This is a genomic window from Lactococcus garvieae, assembly GCF_016027715.1.
Classification (GTDB): domain Bacteria; phylum Bacillota; class Bacilli; order Lactobacillales; family Streptococcaceae; genus Lactococcus; species Lactococcus garvieae_A.
Map to the genome: position 1 here is coordinate 74,902 of NZ_CP065691.1, position 20,618 is coordinate 95,519.

12 protein-coding genes are annotated in these 20,618 nt (G+C 39.4%); 9 read left to right on the forward strand and 3 right to left on the reverse strand.

What is annotated here, in order from left to right; all coding sequences use genetic code 11:
- Position 1: 1 nt before the first annotated feature.
- Together pepT and yjeM are read left to right on the forward strand one after the other, a co-directional pair.
- Complete coding sequence (gene pepT, locus I6G50_RS00560) at positions 2 to 1,243, forward strand: peptidase T (protein WP_003135110.1); 1,242 nt, start codon at positions 2 to 4, stop codon at positions 1,241 to 1,243.
- Positions 1,244 to 1,567: 324 nt separating this feature from the next.
- A complete protein-coding gene (gene yjeM, locus I6G50_RS00565) occupies positions 1,568 to 3,169 on the forward strand; it encodes a glutamate/gamma-aminobutyrate family transporter YjeM (RefSeq protein ID WP_003135109.1) in 1,602 nt (533 codons plus the stop codon).
- A 31-nt stretch (positions 3,170 to 3,200) separates the two neighbouring features.
- Here yjeM and I6G50_RS00570 read toward each other — a convergent pair whose 3' ends face one another.
- Both I6G50_RS00570 and I6G50_RS00575 read right to left on the reverse strand, forming a co-directional pair.
- Positions 3,201 to 4,652 (reverse strand): UDP-N-acetylmuramoyl-L-alanyl-D-glutamate--L-lysine ligase, encoded by a 1,452-nt coding sequence (locus tag I6G50_RS00570; protein WP_197908858.1) that lies wholly within the window; start codon positions 4,650 to 4,652, stop codon positions 3,201 to 3,203.
- A gap of 275 nt (positions 4,653 to 4,927) precedes the next feature.
- Positions 4,928 to 5,800 (reverse strand): helix-turn-helix domain-containing protein, encoded by an 873-nt coding sequence (locus I6G50_RS00575; RefSeq protein ID WP_197908859.1) that lies wholly within the window; start codon positions 5,798 to 5,800, stop codon positions 4,928 to 4,930.
- A 340-nt stretch (positions 5,801 to 6,140) separates the two neighbouring features.
- Here I6G50_RS00575 and I6G50_RS00580 point away from each other — a divergent pair, with 340 nt between their 5' ends.
- The 6 genes from I6G50_RS00580 (at position 6,141) to rpoC (ending at position 18,662) form a co-directional block, all read left to right on the forward strand.
- The gene (locus tag I6G50_RS00580) at positions 6,141 to 6,695 is read left to right on the forward strand and encodes a hypothetical protein (protein WP_197908860.1); all 555 of its coding nucleotides are present in this window, start codon (positions 6,141 to 6,143) and stop codon (positions 6,693 to 6,695) included.
- A gap of 136 nt (positions 6,696 to 6,831) precedes the next feature.
- Entirely contained in the window at positions 6,832 to 8,550 is a 1,719-nt protein-coding gene (locus tag I6G50_RS00585; protein ID WP_197908861.1) for a putative polysaccharide biosynthesis protein, read from the forward strand.
- 91 nt (positions 8,551 to 8,641) lie between these two features.
- Positions 8,642 to 10,525: a M13-type metalloendopeptidase gene (locus I6G50_RS00590; protein ID WP_197908862.1), complete on the forward strand. Its 1,884-nt coding sequence runs from the start codon at positions 8,642 to 8,644 to the stop codon at positions 10,523 to 10,525.
- Positions 10,519 to 10,872, forward strand: coding sequence for an MGMT family protein (locus I6G50_RS00595; protein WP_197908863.1), 354 nt, complete (start codon positions 10,519 to 10,521; stop codon positions 10,870 to 10,872). The genes I6G50_RS00590 and I6G50_RS00595 overlap by 7 nt, the downstream gene beginning before the upstream one ends.
- A gap of 242 nt (positions 10,873 to 11,114) precedes the next feature.
- The gene (rpoB, locus tag I6G50_RS00600) at positions 11,115 to 14,705 is read left to right on the forward strand and encodes a DNA-directed RNA polymerase subunit beta (protein WP_003135097.1); all 3,591 of its coding nucleotides are present in this window, start codon (positions 11,115 to 11,117) and stop codon (positions 14,703 to 14,705) included.
- Positions 14,706 to 15,014: 309 nt separating this feature from the next.
- Complete coding sequence (rpoC, locus tag I6G50_RS00605; protein ID WP_197909389.1) at positions 15,015 to 18,662, forward strand: DNA-directed RNA polymerase subunit beta'; 3,648 nt, start codon at positions 15,015 to 15,017, stop codon at positions 18,660 to 18,662.
- A gap of 99 nt (positions 18,663 to 18,761) precedes the next feature.
- Here rpoC and I6G50_RS00610 read toward each other — a convergent pair whose 3' ends face one another.
- Entirely contained in the window at positions 18,762 to 19,670 is a 909-nt protein-coding gene (locus I6G50_RS00610) for a diacylglycerol/lipid kinase family protein (RefSeq protein WP_197908864.1), read from the reverse strand.
- Positions 19,671 to 19,926: 256 nt separating this feature from the next.
- On the opposite strand from I6G50_RS00610, the gene I6G50_RS00615 reads away from it, so the two are divergent.
- The gene (locus tag I6G50_RS00615) at positions 19,927 to 20,616 is read left to right on the forward strand and encodes an adaptor protein MecA (protein WP_197908865.1); all 690 of its coding nucleotides are present in this window, start codon (positions 19,927 to 19,929) and stop codon (positions 20,614 to 20,616) included.
- The last annotated feature ends 2 nt before the right edge of the window (positions 20,617 to 20,618 follow it).

The following is a 20,618-nucleotide window of genomic DNA, read 5'->3' on the forward strand; positions in this document are numbered from 1 at the left end:
AATGAAATACGAAAAATTGTTACCACGTTTCCTTGACTACGTTAAAGTAAACACCCGCTCAGATGAAAACTCAACTACTGTTCCATCTGTTCCCGCTTTGGTTGACTTTGCACACAAAATGGCAGACGAAATGCGTGCCATTGGTATTCAAGATGTACATTATCTTGAATCAAACGGATATGTTGTGGGGACTATTCCTGCAACAACAGACAAAAATGTCCGTAAGATCGGTTTGATTTCACACATGGATACAGCAGATTTCAATGCGGAAGGTATCAATCCCCAAATCCTCGAAAATTATGATGGTGAATCTGTTATTAAACTTGGCGACTCTGGTTTCACTCTTGATCCTGCTGAATTTCCTAACTTGAAAAACTACAAAGGTCAAACTTTGATTCACACAGACGGTACAACCCTTTTGGGTGCTGATGATAAGTCAGGTATCGCTGAAATTATGACTTTGGCTGACTACTTGATTAACATTAACCCTGACTTCGAACATGGGGAAATCCGTATTGGATTTGGTCCTGATGAAGAAATAGGTACGGGTGCAGATCGCTTTGATGTTGAAGATTTCAATGTTGACTTTGCTTACACAGTCGATGGCGGACCACTTGGAGAGTTAGAATATGAAACATTCTCAGCTGCGGGTGCAGTTTTAGAATTCCAAGGTAAAAATGTCCATCCCGGAACAGCGAAGAACACAATGGTGAATGCCTTGCAATTAGCAATGGACTATCATGCACAATTGCCAGAATTTGACCGTCCTGAAAAAACAGAAGGACGTGAAGGTTTCTTCCATCTTTTGAAACTTGAGGGTACTGTTGAAGAAGCGCGCGCACAATATATCATCCGCGACCATGCAGAAGATAAATTCAACGCACGTAAAGCTTTGATGCAAGAAATTGCAGACAAGATGAATGCTGAACTTGGCTCTGACCGTGTAAAAGCAACGATTAAAGACCAATACTATAACATGGCTCAAGTTATCGAAAAAGATATGTCAATCATTGACCTTGCAGAAGAAGCAATGAAGAACTTGAACATTGAACCAAAAATCGAACCCGTTCGTGGTGGTACCGATGGTTCTAAAATTTCATTTATGGGCTTGCCAACACCAAACCTCTTTGCAGGTGGTGAAAATATGCACGGCCGCTTTGAGTTTGTAAGTTTACAAACGATGGAAAAAGCTGTCGATGTCCTTCTTGAAATGTTGACTCTTAATAACAAAGTTGAAAAATAAAGTATAATAAGCTAAAATAGTTCTTAAGATAGAGAGGTTTTTCTCTCAACAATAACTTTTTTGAAATGCTTAATTTCATATAACCTTAAAAACAAGTCGCCTTCGGGCGACCTGTTTTAGGTTTTTCTTAAAATTGTCGCACAATTATAAAGTATTCTAGTTATGATTGTTCTATTCTATCTTTTAAAGTGCGCTTTTGTGAAAACATACGGTGTAAGACACTGTATATTCTTAACTCATGGTAATTATCCGAGTAAGTTTACTTACTTGATTTACAAATATTTACAATCAGCAAACCTGATTAACAAAAAAGGAGGACATTTGATGTCTGATAAAGCAAAAGGGAAACTCTCCCTTGTCGGCTTATGCTTGATGATCTTTACATCAGTTTATGGATTCAATAATATCCCACGTGCATTTTACATGATGGGTTATGCTGCGATTCCATGGTATATCGTAGGTGGTTTATTCTTCTTCCTACCCTTTGCCTTCATGGTAACCGAACTTGGTTCAGCCTTTAAAGAGGAAAAAGGTGGTATTTATTCTTGGATGGAGAAAGCGGTTGGTCCGACTTTCGCCTTCGTGGGTACATTTATGTGGTACGCTTCATACTTGGTATGGATGGTCAATGTTTCTAATGGGATTATGGTTCCTATCACAAACATGATTTTTGGTAACTCACTTCATGTTCCAGATCCATGGATTCTTTCAATTTTTGCGATGATTTGGGTAGCTGGGATTACTTTCTTTGCCCTACGTGGTTTAGATGCGGTTAAAAAATTCGCAACAGTCGGTGGTATCGCTGTTCTTTCATTGAATGCAATCCTCTTGGTATGTGCGCTCTTGGTTCTTATCCTCAATGGTCATCCAACAACACCAATCACTGCAGAAGCTTTCGTTACAAGTCTTAACCCTAATTTCAATAATGGTTCAGCTATCGGATTTATCGCCTTTATGGTTTTCGCTATCTTCGCTTATGGTGGTGTTGAGGCCGTTGGTGGTTTGGTTGATGAAACAGATGAACCTGAGAAAAACTTCCCACGTGGAGTTGTAACTTCAGCACTTATCATTGCTATCGGTTACGCTGTAATGATTCTCTGTGTTGGTTTCTTCATGAACTACCAATCAGGTGGCGCTTTCTATGAAGGTGTTAAAGCTGGAACAATTAACCTTGGGAACGCTGGTTATGTAACAATGCAATACTTAGGTGAAGCTTTGGGTGATGCTTTTGGTATGAGTCACTCAGGTGCTGTTGTTATAGGTTCGATTCTTGCACGTTACATGGGTCTTGCAATGTTGCTCTCATTGATGGGTGCTTTCTTTACATTGATTTATAGCCCAGTAAAACAAATCATCTCAGGTACACCTGATAAACTTTGGCCTGGTCGCTATGGACAACTTGATAAAGAATCAGGAATGCCTAAATTTGCGATGGTAATCCAATTTGTTATCGTATTTGTTATTATCTTACTTAATATGCTTATCAACCTTGGTGGTGGTGCAGAAGTAGCAGCTAAGTTCTTTGCTATCTTGACAAACATGGCCAACGTTGCAATGACTTTGCCATATCTCTTTATCGTTATTGCTTATGCCAAGTTCAAACTTAATGACAATATCGAAAAACCATTTACACTTTACAAATCAAAAGGTGTAGCTATGGCCGCTGTAGCTGTAACATTCCTCGTTGTTGCATTTGCGAATGCCTTCACAGTTATCCAACCAATCACAGACTACTTTGCGTTACCAGTAGCTGCTCGTTCAGCAGTGCTTGGTGATACAATTCAAACAGTTGTATCAATGATTGCTGGTCCAGTTATCTTTGGTTTAGTTGCTTTCTTCATGATGAATCGCTACAAAAAACGTTACCCTGCAGAATATGCTTCATTGACAGATCTATCGGAAGATGAATTGAGTAACGGCAAATAAAAAAACAGCCTCGGCTGTTTTTTTTTACTTATTAAAGATATTGTTCAGCAACAATGCGGTCCCCTGGATAAGGTACACGTTTATCATTGATGAGTTGGAACTTATCTGCTCCCTTTCCTGCGATAATCACAGCGTCATTTTTATCTTTAACACGTTGGATGGCTAGCTTAATAGCTTCCGCACGATCAGCTTCAAAGTCACAATGACGTGACACATAACTTGCAACTTCATTGGCGATAGCTTGCGGATCTTCATGGTTTGAGTCATCTTGGGTGAGGATGACTTCTAAACGTTCGTGAGCTTCAATAACTTGACCAAAGTCTTTGCGGCGACTTTCGCCTTTGTTACCCGTAGCTCCCAATACTAAAACGATTTTTCCACTGTGGTGTGGTTCCACAACAGAAACTAAATTTTTCAAACTTATACCATTGTGGGCATAATCGACATAAATTCGCGCGCCATGTGTGGTAGTTAACATTTCCATACGTCCTGGAACCACAGCTTTGGCAAGTCCTGCTTTAATCTGAGCTACATTCGCTCCGAGTTGGTGGGTCGCTAAAGCAGTTGCTAAAGCATTTTCTTGATTAAATTTACCTAGAAGGCGGATTTCAAAGTGTTCGGCAATCGTTCCACTTGTTGTAAATTCATGCGCTTGGGAGTCCGTAATCCGATTTTCTGAATTCTCACCATAGAAAGCGTGTGGAATCTGAAGTGTTTCCAGCTCTTGTTTGATGATATTGAAGTGTGTCATTTCACTGTTGGCTACAAAATAAGCAGAATGACGTAAAAGTTGACGCTTACAATAGAAATAATCTTCCAATGTAGGGTGTTCAACGGGACCGATATGGTCAGGGGAAATGTTGAGGAAAACACCTACATCAAAGTTTAATGCATAGACACGTTCTGTTTTATAGGCTTGGGAGCTGACTTCCATCACGAGATGTGTCATGCCGTTTTCGACGGCTTGTCGCATCATTTTTAGTAAATCTAGACTTTCAGGAGTTGTTAGCTCTGACTTGAAAAAGTTCTTACCGTCTAAAGTTGTCTCAGCAGTGGAAAGGAGTGCCGTCTTACCACCGTTCATTTCATCCAGGATAGCCTTGGCAAAATAAGCGGAGGTTGTTTTGCCTTTAGTACCTGTTAAAGCCAGTGTTTGGAGTTCTTTTTGAGGGTAGTCATAAAAGGCTTGTGCTAAAAGACTCATTGCACGTTTTACATTGGTTACCACAATAGCTGGAATGTCTACTTCGTAGTCTATTTCAGAAATATAGAAAGGCACGTCTATATTTTCTAAGTATTCAGCCTTAAAATTAAGACCTTTTGCAAAGAAAAGGGTGGTGGCAGATGTCTTCCGACTGTCATAACTCAACTGATCAAATTCGAAATCTTCTTCCCAGTCATAGTAATATTCTTTTTGGAAAGCTATTTCATGGAAGTTTTCATCTTTCTTCAGGATTTCTAGTATATTTTGTAATTTTATCAAGCTTTTTTGCCTCCTTTATTTATATCGCCTAACTTCAAATATTGGATAGGACCTAAGGCGCTTCACTTAGCGTTGGATGGAACTTTTAGTAATCCCCTCCGAAAGAATTACTTTCAGCCAAATTTTCAGTTTATATAGGCTTAATTATATCATTTTCGATAGTGATTTTGTATCTTTAGAAAGCTTGTTTTCTTAATACATGGTATATTGAAGCATCTTTACTTTAATTAATGTAAAAATGTTTTAGGCGTAGTTTTTTTAGTATATATGATTTATTACTTCAATGAGCGTTCTACATTTTCGATTTCTTCATCCATCTTTTGAGCAATTTGATAGAATTCACTAAACTCAAAAATCAGTTGGCATTGTTTCATGATAGTTAGCGAAGTCCTATTTCCAAAGGTAACTTCAAAATGCGCTTTCTGATATGTAAAATAGATTTTTTCGAAAAGATCATACTCGTGGAATTTCAAAGTCTCTAAATAATAAATAAGTTCTTCCGATAAAGTAAACTGTTTATTTTTAATAAAAATACTTAGGATATCTATAGAAGTATGTATCCTTATTTTATGAGTGAGGGGGTTATTGATTTTTTTCTGTATTGGGGCAAGCATTCTTTGACTGAATTTTGATAAGGTTCCTAAGTCTAAAATAGATGCTATAGTACCTAGCAGAGAAATCTCATATTCTCCCCAAAGTTTTATATCATTCAAGTATTGTTTAATGACTTGGATATTTTTCGTGTTTAACTCATAATTAGTATCAAGAATGCTAATAGCTAATTCGATACAAGTTTTATCCATTTGTAATTTGTTTTTCGATGTAGGGTTTTTAGGGATTATAGATTCATATTTTTTAAGTATAGCTTTAAGATGTGCAAGATTATTATTCGAATAAGCCAGATTACTCTCCTCAAGTAAGTTGAGGTGGCTATTGCAATATTGAAGGTGATAAAAAAACTCATGAAAAGAAACATTTATATTTTCGAGGAGATGGAATAATACGAGGGAAGATACAATGCTTTTTCCTCTTTCAAAATTTGAGAGTTGCGAAATGGAGATGCATTCACGAGCAGCTTCCTTGAGTGGGAAATTTTTTGATGTGCGGAAATATTTATATGTCTCACCGAGGGGGAGATTTGTTTGCATGCTTCCTTCCTCCTAAAATTTTAATATATTAATTCTTCAAGTTTGCACTAAAAATAGTAATCAACGACTAACGATAGAGTTTCCTCAGGGTATCGGATAAATCTCGAAACACAATATATAGTAATTTTAGTATAAGTTTAAATTATTTTTGAGTTGATGTGTGTTGTACACTAATATTAATTACTAATGAAAGGAGAATCGACTTAGCCGTTATATTTTTGCTTACTTATTATTCGTTTATTAAATGAATATTTCACCAAAGGACTTCAAAAAGTTATCTATGAAAGGAAGATTATAATGAAAAAGAAACCTAAAAAGGTCGTATCTATTGAAAAGCTTTATGAATAAAAACAATCAAACTTATAGCTACAATGCTTTAGTTCTTCTCGGTATGCATTTTTTCATAACGGACTTGGGCTCAATAAGTTCTTGGGATTTTGATGTACTTTTGGGACTTGCTGCGATGATCCAACTCGGTTTAGCTTTAGGCAGTCTAGGAATTTTTATGTTTCAACATGTAGCATTTATGAAAAAAGAGGATGAGATTGCTTTTTATAAGAAACGTTTCCCGAAACTGCAAGGAATTTCTTATTTGATGGCTTTGCTGTTTTACACGGTGGCTTCTTCCCTAAGCATGGTGACGTTAATCATGGTGCTCAGTTTAATCCTGATAAACATTATACTCATGGTCTATTTTGTTAGCGAACGTTTGCTGAGCTTATTAAGTATAGAGAAAAGGCCAATAGTCGGGGCTTACACTCTGCTTCTAGCAGTTTCTTTTATTATACTTACAGTGTATTTTCATTTACTCACAATTGTTCTATTTTTCATTTTGCTTCTTAGTAAAATAGCATGGAATATAAAGACAATGTCTACTTATGATTTTGCTGAGTAAAACCAGATATAAAGACCATTTAAAATATGAGATAAATGAAAAAAGATAGGGAGGATATAATGGGCTTATAGCTCTATTCTCGTCGTATTACAAATTTTTATTGTCAAAAATGCTTGGTTCATGGTAAAATATAAAAATGAATAGTACAGATACGACTGAAAATCTCAGCATGGAAGAGAAGCTCCAGCAGATGGATGCGGAAAACAAGCGTAAAGAGATTCGAGATAATAAAGCAGAACAACAGGATACAATGATGCGAGGGACTTTGTGGTTTACACTCGCAGATATTTTATCACGTCTTTTGGGCGCCATCTACATCATTCCTTGGTTTGCTTGGATGGGAGAGCATAATAATGAAGCCAATGCCCTTTTCTCCATGGGGTATAACATCTATGCTCTTTTCCTTTTGATTTCGACCGCAGGATTGCCGGTAGCCATTGCGCGTGAAGTGGCGCACTATAATGCGATGGGTGATGAAAATCTAAGTAACCGTTTGGTACGTCATATTTTCATCTTTATGCTTGGCTTGGGTGTAGTGGCGGCTGGCGTTATGTATATTGGAGCGCCTGCACTAGCAGCGATGTCTGGTGGTGGTGAAAATCTGACTGAAGTGATGCGTTCACTTTCCTTAGCCATCTTGATTTTCCCAGCCATGTCGGTTATTCGAGGGTATTTCCAAGGCTTAAATGATATGAAACCCATCGCCCTTAGTCAGATTTATGAACAAGTTGTTCGTGTAATCTGGATGCTGGTCTTTACCTTTATGATTATGAAACTTGGCTTCTCAGGGGGCGATTGGACGCAAGCAGTTGTTCAATCGACCACGGCTGCCTTTATCGGTATGTTGGGCTCTTGTGCTGTTCTTCTATGGTACTTAATCAAAAACAATATGCTGGGCAAAATCATTAATCCAGGACCAAGTATTACTAAAATAAGTGCATGGCGTTTACTTTCTCAGACGATTTATCAAGCGATACCTTTCGTTGTGATTGGTTCTGCCATTCAAATTTTTAAGATTGTCGATCAAGCAACCTTTGTTACTGTCATGCGTTGGGTGTCTGATTATAGCGACACACAACTCTTAGTCTTCTTCTCATACTTTTCTGCCAATACAGATAAATTGACGATGATTTTGATTGGGGAAGCGATGACCTTGGGAGCTGTAGCTCTGCCTTTGATCGCTTCTAACTTCGTTAAGAAAAACTATAAAGAAACAGCGCACTTAATCTCTTATGATTTCCAACTTTTTGTAGCCTTCATGCTTCCCGCCGTTTTAGGAATGACTATTTTAGCTTCGCCTATTTACACTCTTTTCTATGGTTCGGTAAATAGTATGCAGCTTGCCCTGTTTATCTGGGCCGTCCTTCAGAGTTTCTTATTGGCTCTCTACACGATGGTGGCTCCGATATTACAAGCTTTACACTATTCTAAAGTAGCGATGCGCTATTTCCTTATTACTTTAGTCATTAAATTAATCTTACAAATACCGGCTATTATGATTTTCCATTCATACGGCCCCTTAGTTGCAACGACGATTGCTTTTGCTTACGGAACATGGATTATCATACGTAAGATTCATGAGGTCACAGGTTTCCGAGTGAGAAGTACAATGAAGGGAATTATTGGTATCACGATTATCACTGCCATTATGGCTGTGGTTACTTTGGTGCTTTACGGTTTGATTTCATTAATTCTTATGCCTCTTTCACCAGGCCATTTCAAAGCCTTGCTTGTTGTTCTTGTTGCAGGCGGTGGGGGTCTCTTCACTTATCTTTTCTTGGCAGCAAAAGCTGGACTACTCGAAAAACTCATGGGAAGCCGTGGCACGCGTCTTCGACAAAAATTACATCTTTAAAAAATAAGCAAGTTTTTGACTGCAGAGAGCTCTTCAGAAACTTGCTTTTTCTTTTGTGTTATAATAGAAAAAACGTTTTCAGGGGGTTAAAATGACACGTATACAAGATGATTTATTTTCAACAGTAAATGCCGAATGGCTGACTCAGGCAGAGATACCAAGTGACAAACCGCGGATTTCTGCTTTTGATGAACTCGTATTGGTGAATGAAAAAAACTTGACCGCAGACTTACAGAGAATGTCCGTTGAACTTCCTGAGGGAAATCCTGAGCTGCTGGAAGCCATTAAATTTTATAATAAAGCGGGTGATTGGAAAGCACGCAATACCAATGATTTTTCGGCAGTGATAAAAGAGTTGGATAAGGTACAGCGTTTAACAACATTTGAAGATTTCCGTCTGCATTTATTAGACTTGATATTTCATTCGCAAGCACCACTCCCATTCTCACTCAGTGTGGATGCAGATATGAAAGATGCGGTACATCACTCGCTTGGTTTTACAGGACCTGGCTTAATTTTGCCTGATACAACTTATTATGCCGCAGAGCATCCACGAAAAGCAGAACTTTTAAGTTTTTGGCAGAAAAATTCGAAAGATCTTTTGGAACATTTTGGTTTAGACGAAGCCCAAGAAATTGCTGCCCAAGCGGTCGCTTTTGATAGTCTTCTCGTTGATTCAGCCAACACGTCAGAAGAATGGGCCAAATATGCAGAGCTTTATAATCCAATTCCTTTTGAAGAATTTGTGAATCATTTTGAAAATATAGATTTTCGCTCATTTGTCACAGGCCTTGTGCACACAGAACCGGAAAAGATTGTTGTTTTTGAAAATCGCTTTTATGATGCTTTCGACAGTATCATTAATGCAGAAAACTGGCCTTTGATCAAATCATGGATGCTTGTAAAAATAGCACGTAAAGCAAGTGGCTTGCTTTCCAATGAACTCCGTCTTTTGGGATCGGCTTATGGACGCTTTTTGTCTAATGTAGCTGAAGCACGAAGTCAAGAAAAACATCAGTTGGATTTAACGGAGAGCTATTTTAGCCAAGTGATTGGATTGTTTTATGGTCTTAAATATTTCGGTGAGGAAGCCAAGTCAGATGTAAAACATATGACCTCTGAGATGATTAAGGTTTATCAAGAACGTTTGGACAAAAACGAGTGGTTAAGTCGAGAAACGATTGATAAAGCAATTGAAAAACTGAGCGCCATCACAGTCTTTATTGGATATCCTGATAAATTACCAGAAATTTATAGCAGATTAAAGGTAGGAAAGGGCAGTCTTTATGAAGATGCATGCAACTTTGATGAATTACTCACGGCCCGTCACTATGAAAAATTCAGTGAAGATGTGGATAAATCTTTGTGGCATATGCCGGCACATATGGTGAATGCTTATTACAGTCCAGATAGTAATACCATCGTTTTCCCGGCAGCAATTCTACAAGCTCCTTTTTACAGTCTTGAACAATCATCAAGCCAAAATTATGGCGGAATAGGTGCAGTTATTGCCCATGAAATCTCACACGCATTTGATAATAATGGTGCGCAGTTTGACAAATTTGGTAATTTAAACAAGTGGTGGACCGATGAAGATTATGCGGCTTTTGAAAAGAAACAAGAAGAGATGATTGCGGCCTTTGATGGCTTAGAAACAGAAGTTGGACCTGCGAATGGTAAGTTGATTGTTTCGGAAAATATTGCTGATCAGGGGGGCATCACAGCTGCGATGACAGCTGCGCAAAAAGAAGCAGATGTAGATTTGGCTGAGTTCTTTAGTCAATGGGGGAAAATCTGGCGTATGAAAGCCAGTCGAGAGTTCCAACAAATGCTTCTGTCAATGGACGTGCATGCTCCAGCTAAGCTGCGAGCAAACATTCCGCCAACAAACTTGGAAGAATTTTATCAAACCTTTGATGTGTCAGAAGAAGATGGTATGTACCGTGCGCCTGAAAAACGCGTGAAGATATGGTAAAGGATATTCAAGAACTTAAACCTGAAACCCAAAAGATACTTGCTGAAATCAAACGTGTGCCTTATGGGCAGGTCAGTTCCTACAGAGATATTGCACTACGGGCAGGCTTAATTAATGGTGCGCGTCAAGTAGCTCGTGTTCTCCATGGCTTATCTGAAAGTCATCAGTTACCTTGGTGGAGAATTATTCGTGCAGATGGAAATATTGGCATGCATGGGGAAGGGCGAGTTGAACAAATCCGTCTCCTTAGATTAGAAGGTTTAGAGGTCACTGAAACGGGTAAAGTTAAAGTAAAAAATAAAGAAGCTGAACCCAGTCTAGACCTTGTAAATGACGTCGATAAATGATATAATATAGGGTAATGGTTTGTCGACAAATTCTGTGGGAAATATTGTCCCCACGGCTTTTGTAAGCAACGAAACGTCAAGTTTTCGTTGCTTTTTTGCCGTTTCTGAACTGTTAAAAATCCAAAAAGTAATGAAAAAGACAAACTACTGACTTTTCAGATTTTTTCATAAGAAACTTAAAAAAGACAAATCTTGTATAACACATCCAGTAAATCTGGAAAAATAGAATGAGGAGAATCAACTTGGCAGGACATGACGTAAAATACGGTAAACACCGTACAAGACGCAGTTTTTCACGAATCAAAGAAGTAATTGGTTTGCCGAACTTGATTGAAGTTCAAACAGCAAGTTACCAAAACTTCCTTGATGAAGGTTTGGCTAACGTCTTCAAAGAAATGTTTCCAATTGACAACTTTGCGGGCACTATGGAGCTTGAATTTGTCGGATATGAGATGAAAGCCCCTAAATACACAGTGGATGAAGCCCGTGCTCACGATGCAAACTATTCTGCACCAATCCATGTGACTTTCCGCCTTGTAAATAAAGAAACAGGCGAATTGAAAACGCAAGAAGTTTTCTTCGGTGACTTCCCACTTATGACAGAAATGGGTACATTCATCAACAACGGTTCTGAACGTTTGATCGTCAGCCAGTTGGTACGTAGCCCAGGTTCATATTTCCACCTTAAAACAGATAAAAATGGATTGGAATCATTTGGTCACACAACTATTCCTAACCGTGGAGCTTGGTTTGAGTTGGACACAGACGCTAAAGGCGTAGGTTATGTACGTATTGACCGCACACGTAAGTTGACATTTACAACAATGTTGCGTGCTCTCGGTTTTGGTAGCGATGATGAGATTCTTGAACTTATGGGTCCAAGTGAACTCCTCAACACTACATTAGGTAAAGATGTTCACAAAAACCCATCAGATACACGTGTTGAAGAAGCGCTCAAAGATATCTATGACCGTCTTCGTCCTGGTGAGCCTAAAACAGCGGACAGCTCTCGTGGACTTTTGATTGCACGTTTCTTCGATCCACGCCGTTACGACTTTGCACCAGTTGGTCGTTACAAATTTAATAAAAAACTCGCACTCAAGAACCGTATTCTTGGTTTGACTTTGGCTGAGCCAATCGTTGACCCTGAAACCGGCGAAATTCTTGTAGAATCTGATACAGTCGTAACACGTGATGTCTTGGATTCAATCGAAAACCTTTTGGACAATGGTCTCAACACAACAGTTTATCAACCATCTGACGATGCTGTTATTCCTGAGCCAATTGAACTTCAAACTCTGAAAGTTTATTCTCCAAAAGATCCAGAACGTGTAGTTACCTTGATCTCTAATGGTCAAATTCCTGCAGAAAATCGTGTGTTGATGCCAGCTGATGTTATTGCTAACATTAACTACTGGTTGGGTCTTTCTGAAGGTATCGGTAAAGTAGACGATATCGACCACTTAGGTAATCGTCGTATCCGTTCAGTTGGTGAATTGCTTCAAAACCAAGTACGTATCGGTCTTTCACGTATGGAACGTGTGATCCGTGAACGTATGTCATCTTCTGAAAATGAGAACATGACACCACAAGGGTTGATTAACATCCGTCCTGTAACTGCTGCAATCAAAGAGTTCTTTGGTTCTTCACAGTTGTCACAGTTCATGGACCAACATAATCCGTTGTCAGAGCTTTCTCACAAACGTCGTTTTTCTGCCTTAGGTCCCGGTGGTATCTCACGTGACCGTGCTTCATATGAAGTCCGTGACGTTCACTACACTCACTATGGTCGTATGTGTCCGATTGAAACACCTGAAGGTCCAAATATCGGTCTGATTAACAACTTGTCATCATATGCGAAAATCAATGAGTATGGCTTCATCATGTCCCCATACCGTCGTGTAGATCGTGCGACTGGAACAGTTTCTGATGAAGTTGAATACCTTACAGCTGATGAAGAAGACAACTATACAGTTGCGCAAGCAAACTCTGCTTTGACAGAAGATAATAAATTTGCTGACGAAACTGTAATGGCTCGTCACGTGGGTAACAATATTGAAGTTGAAGCTTCAACAGTAGACTTTATGGATGTTTCTCCTAAACAGGTTATCGCCGTAGCTGCTGCTTGTATTCCTTTCTTGGAAAACGATGACTCCAACCGTGCCCTCATGGGAGCCAACATGCAACGTCAAGCGGTGCCATTGATTGACCCACATGCACCATGGATTGGTACTGGTATGGAACATCAAACAGCCCGTGACTCAGGTGCTGCTGTCATTAGTAAACATGATGGTACAGTTGAATACGTTGATGCTGATGAAATCCGTGTTCGTCGTACAACAGGTGAACTTGATATTTACAATATCATGAAATATCGTCGTTCAAACTCAGGTACTTCATACAACCAACGTCCACTTGCTCAACTTGGCGATAAAGTTGAGGCTGGTGATATTATTGGTGACGGGCCATCTATGGAAAATGGAGAAATGGCTCTCGGTCAAAATCCACTTGTTGCTTATATGACTTGGGAAGGTTATAACTTCGAGGATGCCGTAATCATGTCTGAACGTTTGATTAAAGATGACGTTTATACTTCTATTGCTATCGAAGAATATGAATCAGAAACTCGCGATACAAAGCTTGGCCCTGAAGAAATCACTCGTGAAATTCCAAATATCGGGGATGAAGCCCTTAAAAACTTGGACGAAGACGGAATTATCCGTATTGGTGCTGAAGTTGAAGATGGTGACTTGCTTGTTGGTAAAGTAACACCTAAGGGTGAAACTGACCCAACTCCAGAAGAACGTCTTCTTCGTGCAATCTTCGGTGAAAAAGCACGTGAAGTTCGTGATACATCACTCCGTGTACCTCACGGTGGTGGCGGTATCGTTCATGACGTTCGCGTATTTACTCGTGAAAATGGTGACGAATTGCCATCAGGCGTGAATAAACTGGTACGTGTCTTCATCTCACAAAAACGTAAAATCCACGTCGGAGATAAGATGGCCGGTCGTCACGGTAACAAGGGTGTCGTTTCAAATATCGTTCCTGTAGAAGATATGCCTTACTTACCAGATGGTACACCTATTGATATCATGTTGAACCCATTGGGTGTCCCTTCTCGTATGAATATCGGACAAGTTATGGAACTTCACCTTGGTATGGCTGCTCGTACTTTGGGTATCCACATTGCTTCACCAGTCTTTGATGGTGCCAGTGATGAAGATATCTGGGATACAGTTAAAGAAGCTGGTATGGCTGAAGATGCTAAAACAGTTCTTTATGATGGTCGTACAGGTGAAGCCTTTGACAACCGCATCTCAGTGGGTGTCATGTACATGATTAAACTTCACCACATGGTTGATGATAAACTTCACGCACGTAGTGTTGGTCCTTACTCACTCGTTACGCAACAACCACTCGGTGGTAAAGCACAGTTCGGTGGACAACGTTTCGGGGAAATGGAAGTTTGGGCTCTTGAAGCCTATGGAGCAGCCAATGTCCTCCAAGAAATCTTGACTTACAAGTCAGATGACGTTATTGGTCGTACACGTGCTTATGAAGCTATTGTTAAAGGTGAACGTATTCCTAAACCAGGTCTTCCTGAATCATTCCGCGTTCTTGTAAAAGAATTGCAAGCACTTGGTATGGATCTTAAAGTCCTTGATGGTGATAAGAATGTCCTTGATCTTCGTGAACTTGATGATGAAATCGAAGTTCGTCAAGAAAACATTGATATTACACCAGAAATGCTTGAAGCTCAAGAACAAATCGTAGCCCAATCAGTTGAAACTGAGCAGGAATTGATTAGCCAAGCAAAAGAAGAAAAATAATTATTCTTTTCTAACATAGGAAACAAAAATGAGTTTATAAAAAGATTGTTTGCAATCTCAATATTAGAAACTTTGATAAAATCCTCTTGAGGTGAACCGCTGTGCAAAAATGCTAGGCGGTAATGCAGAACTAGACTTGATAAAACTATTCTTGAAAGTTAGCTCTGCATTGCTGTCTAGCTCCTTTGCCCTTATAATTCTCTGGCTAGAGAATTATAAGAGTTAAATCTAGCGCTCTTCACAGAACGTTCTTATTCTGATAGAACACTCAAAAGAAAAGAAATAAATACAAAGAAAGTGGAGAAAACATTGGTCGATGTAAATAAATTTGAGAGCATGCGAATTGGTATCGCATCTCCACAAAAAATTCGTTACTGGTCATTTGGTGAAGTCAAAAAACCAGAAACCATCAACTATCGTACGCAAAAACCTGAACGCGAAGGTCTCTTCGATGAGCGTATCTTTGGTCCACAAAAGGACTGGGAATGTGCTTGTGGTAAGCTTAAAGGCGTTTTCTACAAAAACCAAGTCTGTGAACTCTGTGGTGTTCAAGTAACGACAGCTAAATCACGTCGTGAACGTATGGGACACATCGAGTTGGCAGCACCAACTTCACACATCTGGTATTTCAAAGGGATTCCATCACGTATGGGGCTTGCTCTTGATATGAGCCCACGTGCTCTTGAAGAAGTTATTTACTTCGCAAGCTACGTTGTTATTGATCCTAAAGAAACAGATCTTGAAAAGAAACAACTTTTGACTGAACGTGAATATCGTGAACAACTCCTTAAAAATGGATTTGGTTCATTCGTAGCAAAAATGGGTGCTGAAGCGATCCAAGACTTGCTTAATGATGTCGATATTGATGGAGAAGTTGCTGAACTTAAAGAAGAGTTGAAAAATGTTAGCGGACAACGCCGTGTGAAAATCATCCGTCGTTTGGACGTTTTGACAGCTTTCAAAAAATCTGGTAATGAATTAGCTTGGATGGTTCTTAATGTTCTTCCAGTTATTCCACCAGATCTTCGTCCAATGGTTCAATTGGATGGTGGCCGTTTTGCCACATCTGACTTGAATGACCTTTACCGTCGTGTTATCAACCGTAACAACCGTTTGAAACGTTTGATGGAGCTTAATGCTCCAAACATCATCGTACAAAATGAAAAACGTATGTTGCAAGAAGCCGTTGATACATTGATTGATAATGGTCGTCGTGGACGTCCAATCACCGGTGCTGGTAACCGTCCGCTTAAATCTCTCAGCCATATGCTGAAAGGTAAGCAAGGACGTTTCCGTCAAAACTTGCTGGGTAAACGTGTCGACTACTCAGGTCGTTCCGTTATCGCTGTTGGTCCAACACTTAAAATGTACCAATGTGGTGTGCCACGTGAAATGGCTATCGAGCTGTTCAAACCATTCGTAATGTCCGAATTGGTAAAACGTGAAATGGCCGCAAACATCCGTGCCGCTAAACGTAAAGTTGAGCGTCAAGATGCTGAAGTATGGGATGTTCTTGAAGATGTAGTTAAAGAACACCCAGTTCTTCTTAACCGCGCACCTACGCTTCACCGTTTGGGTATTCAAGCATTTGAACCAGTCCTTATCGATGGCCGTGCTATGCGCTTGCACCCATTGGCTTGTGAAGCCTACAATGCCGACTTCGATGGTGACCAAATGGCCATCCACGTACCATTGTCAGAAGAAGCTCAAGCAGAAGCTCGTTTGCTTATGCTTGCAGCTGAACACATCCTTAACCCTAAAGATGGTAAGCCAGTTGTTACGCCATCACAGGATATGGTCTTGGGTAACTACTACTTGACTATGGAAGCTAAGGGACGTGAAGGAGAAGGTATGATCTTCTCTACTCCAGGTGAAGTTGAAATTGCTATGCGTAACGGATACGTTCACTTGCACACACGTATCGGTATTGCGACACAATCAATGAATAAACCTTGGACAGATTTCCAAAAAGGTAAGATCTTGATTACAACTGTTGGTAAAGTTATGTTTAACTCAATCATGCCAGAAGGTAATGACATTTACCCAGAAGGTATGCCTTACTTGAACGAACCAACAGATGCGAACATCACTACTCAAACTGATGACCGTTTCTTTATGGAACCTGGTGAAGATATTCATGCACGTTTAGCTGAAATCGATACAGTATTGCCATTTAAGAAAAAACACTTGGGTAATATCATCGCTGAAGTCTTCAAACGTTACCGTACAACAACCACATCTGAGTTTCTTGACTTGTTGAAGAACTTGGGTTACCACCAATCAACATTGGCTGGTTTGACAGTGGGTATCGCAGATATCCCAGTTGTTCCCGAAAAAGCAGAAATTATCGGTGCAGCCCACAAACGTGTGGAACAAATCACTAAACAATTCCGTCGTGGTTTGATTACTGATGATGAACGTTATAACGCTGTAACAGACGTTTGGCGTGGCGCGAAAGACGCACTTGAAAAACGCTTGATCGAAGAGCAAGACTTGACTAACCCAATCGTTATGATGATGGACTCTGGTGCCCGTGGTAACATTTCCAACTTCTCACAATTGGCTGGTATGCGTGGATTGATGGCCGCTCCTAATGGTCAAATCATGGAATTGCCGATCATCTCTAACTTCCGTGAAGGACTTTCTGTCTTGGAAATGTTCTTCTCAACTCACGGTGCTCGTAAAGGTATGACCGATACAGCCCTTAAGACAGCCGATTCAGGTTATCTTACACGTCGTTTGGTTGACGTGGCACAAGACGTTATCATCCGTGAAGTGGACTGTGGCACAGACCGTGGTCTATTGATTAGTGATATTGCAACTGGTAAAGAAATGGTTGAACCATTGGTTGAACGCCTAGAAGGACGTTACACACGTAAAACTGTGGTACATCCTGAAACTGGTGAAGTAATCATTGGTGATGATCAATTGATTACAGAAGATATTGCTAAAGAAATCGTTGCTGCTGGTATCAAAGAAGTAACAATCCGTTCAGTATTTACATGTAAAACACCACATGGTGTATGTAAACACTGTTATGGTAAAAACTTGGCAACAGGTGAAGCGGTTGAAGTTGGTGAAGCTGTTGGTACTATCGCCGCTCAATCAATCGGTGAACCTGGTACTCAGTTGACAATGCGTACATTCCACACGGGTGGTGTTGCGTCAAGTTCAGATATCACTCAAGGTTTGCCTCGTGTACAAGAAATCTTTGAAGCACGTAATCCTAAAGGGGAAGCAATCATTACCGAAGTTACTGGTACGGTTGAGTCTATTGTGGAAGACGCTGCAACACGTACACGTGAAATCACAGTCAAAGGTAAAACAGATACTCGTACATATACAGTATCAATGGCTGATGTGCTTATGGTTGAAGAAGGTGAATTCATCCACCGTGGTCATCAACTTATCCAAGGTTCTATTGAGCCTAAACACTTGCTTCAAGTCCGTGATGCTTTGTCTGTTGAAACTTACTTGCTCGGTGAAGTTCAAAAAACTTACCGTTCACAAGGGGTTGAAATCGGCGACAAACACATCGAGGTTATGGTTCGCCAAATGCTTCGTAAAGTTCGCGTGATGGATACTGGTGATGTAGATATCTTGCCTGGTGGTCTGATGGATATTTCTGACTTTGAAAAAATCAATGAAGAAGCTCTCCTTTCAGGTAAAACACCTGCCACAGGTCGTCCAGTGCTTATGGGTATTACCAAAGCTTCATTGGAAACAAACTCATTCTTGTCAGCTGCATCATTCCAAGAAACAACACGTGTCTTGACCGATGCTGCGATTCATGGTAAAGAAGATCACTTGCTTGGTCTTAAAGAAAATGTCATCATCGGTAAGATTATTCCTGCCGGTACTGGTATGTTCCGTTACCGTAACCTTGAGCCATTGTCAGACTTGTCAAATGCTCCAGAAAAAACTGCTCCAGAAACAGAAGTTGAAGAAGTAAAATAATATAAAAAATAGCGAGATTTGTTTCGCTATTTTTTTTGTGCTACAAAGTTAAAAAAACTGAAAGTTTTTCTGTTTGCCCAGATAGCTTTCAGTTTTTTACTAACAAATAATACGACGTTTTTCAGAAGTCAAAGTCAGGGTGTCATTGGCTTGTATTTCAAAGGATTCACCATCGATTTGTACAGGCTGAGGAGACTGTGAGGTAACGGAAACAGCTGTGGAAATACTGTGATGGAAAATCTCGTTTTCCAGATGCTTTCCTTTAAGTACACTCGGTATAAGCGAAAAGATTGTCGGCATACTATATTTGTCGAGTTCAACTAAATGTATTTCCTGATTAAAGTTAGACGCTTCTGGAGCAATCTGAATCCCACCGCCAAAGTAAGGATGTTTAGTAAAGGTCATAAGAAAGGCGTTTTCAAACTGAAAAGTATTTTTCAAGTTATAAACAGAGATGCTAAAAGGTTTTTTACTGAATAAAACATGAAGAGCAGTCAGAAGATAAGACAATTTTCCGAGCTTAATATAGTTTAGTAAGGTTTTTAGTCGACTTCCATTTGCTGCTTTAACGATAGCTGCATCAAGTCCGATTCCGACATTGTTCAGTGCGTAGCCTGAAAAAGAATGCGACTTGTACTGCATGACGTAAAATTCTCTTGCTTGGTTTTGACGAATATTGTTAAAGGCTTGGATGGGATCAAATGAAAGGCCCAAACTACGTGCGAAGTCATTGCCAGAACCAGAGGGGATATAACCAAAAGAAAAGTCATCAGGTAAAGCATTAAGAGCGAGGGAGATTGTTCCATCTCCTCCTAAAATAATGAGTTGATCTTGCCTATTTTTTTCTTCAAGAATTTGCTCAATAAAGGGCCCTTCTTGCCCCGTGTGCTCAGTTTCAAAGAGTTTATAGCTTAGCCCTTCTTTTTGAAGATAAGGCAACAAAAGTTTCAATGAACGCTCACCTTTACGTGAACCAGCATTGGGGTTGGCAAGAATGTAATAAATCATAGAACTATTTTATCAAAAAAAGTACGTTTATATACTAATAATATGACATTTACTACTGAGGTAAGGGACTCGGCAAAAATATCTTTAAGATATGCGTTTTTTGCTCAAAGATTAACCAAAAAACGCGAACAGTCTTTTATATGTTATAATTAAGAGAATTAGTTAATTATATAAAAATTGTGTGCGTAAAAAGATAGTATGAAAACTATTACTACAAGCAGACTGCACACTAAGAATAAAAATATAGGTTAAAAATATGCAATATGAAGAAATAAACGAAAAAACGATAAAGATTAGCCTAACTTTTCAAGATTTAGTTGATCATGATGTCAAGCTCTCTGACTTTTTTACAAACCAATCAATGGTTGAAAATCTCTTTTATGAACTCGTAGAAGAGCTGGGACTGGAAGAAAGATTCTCTTCAGGACTTTTAACTTTCCAAATCCAACCTTTTCCGAAGGGCGTAAATATTATTGTTACAGAAGAAAATATTGATATTGATCCCAATAATCTCCCAGATGATCCTGAAGAGTTTGAGCAACTTATGACAGACTTTTTTGGGCGTGTCGAGGATTTGAAACAAAATGGCGGAGCAATGACAGATACAAGTACAACGGAAAATAAAGAAGTAAAAGCAGAAGCAGAGAATAAGCCACAACCGGACTTTGTGTTCTATTCCCTAGAGTTTGACAATATGACACAACTCTTGACAGCTGTAAAAAATGTAAAAATTGAGGCTGAAGAATCAGAGCTTTATCGTTACGAAGATAAATTCTATCTGATTATTTTAGATAACCAAAAGTCTAAAGGAAAAACAGCTGTAAGCACGATGCGAGCACGTATGTTGGAATATGGTCATGAAACGGCAAGCAGCCGCGAAACTTTACAGGAGTATGGGGAAATACTAATAACTTCACGCGCTTTAGAAGTTCTCTCAAAAATTTAAAC

What these genes read in the sequence shown, in the direction of transcription:
- pepT (WP_003135110.1), top strand. Translation starts at nt 2, where the DNA reads ATGAAATACGAAAAATTGTTACCACGTTTCCTTGACTACGTTAAAGTA.
- yjeM (WP_003135109.1), top strand. Translation starts at nt 1,568, where the DNA reads ATGTCTGATAAAGCAAAAGGGAAACTCTCCCTTGTCGGCTTATGCTTG.
- I6G50_RS00575 (WP_197908859.1), bottom strand. Translation starts at nt 5,800, where the DNA reads ATGCAAACAAATCTCCCCCTCGGTGAGACATATAAATATTTCCGCACA.
- I6G50_RS00580 (WP_197908860.1), top strand. Translation starts at nt 6,141, where the DNA reads ATGAATAAAAACAATCAAACTTATAGCTACAATGCTTTAGTTCTTCTC.
- I6G50_RS00585 (WP_197908861.1), top strand. Translation starts at nt 6,832, where the DNA reads ATGAATAGTACAGATACGACTGAAAATCTCAGCATGGAAGAGAAGCTC.
- I6G50_RS00590 (WP_197908862.1), top strand. Translation starts at nt 8,642, where the DNA reads ATGACACGTATACAAGATGATTTATTTTCAACAGTAAATGCCGAATGG.
- I6G50_RS00595 (WP_197908863.1), top strand. Translation starts at nt 10,519, where the DNA reads ATGGTAAAGGATATTCAAGAACTTAAACCTGAAACCCAAAAGATACTT.
- I6G50_RS00610 (WP_197908864.1), bottom strand. Translation starts at nt 19,670, where the DNA reads ATGATTTATTACATTCTTGCCAACCCCAATGCTGGTTCACGTAAAGGT.
- I6G50_RS00615 (WP_197908865.1), top strand. Translation starts at nt 19,927, where the DNA reads ATGCAATATGAAGAAATAAACGAAAAAACGATAAAGATTAGCCTAACT.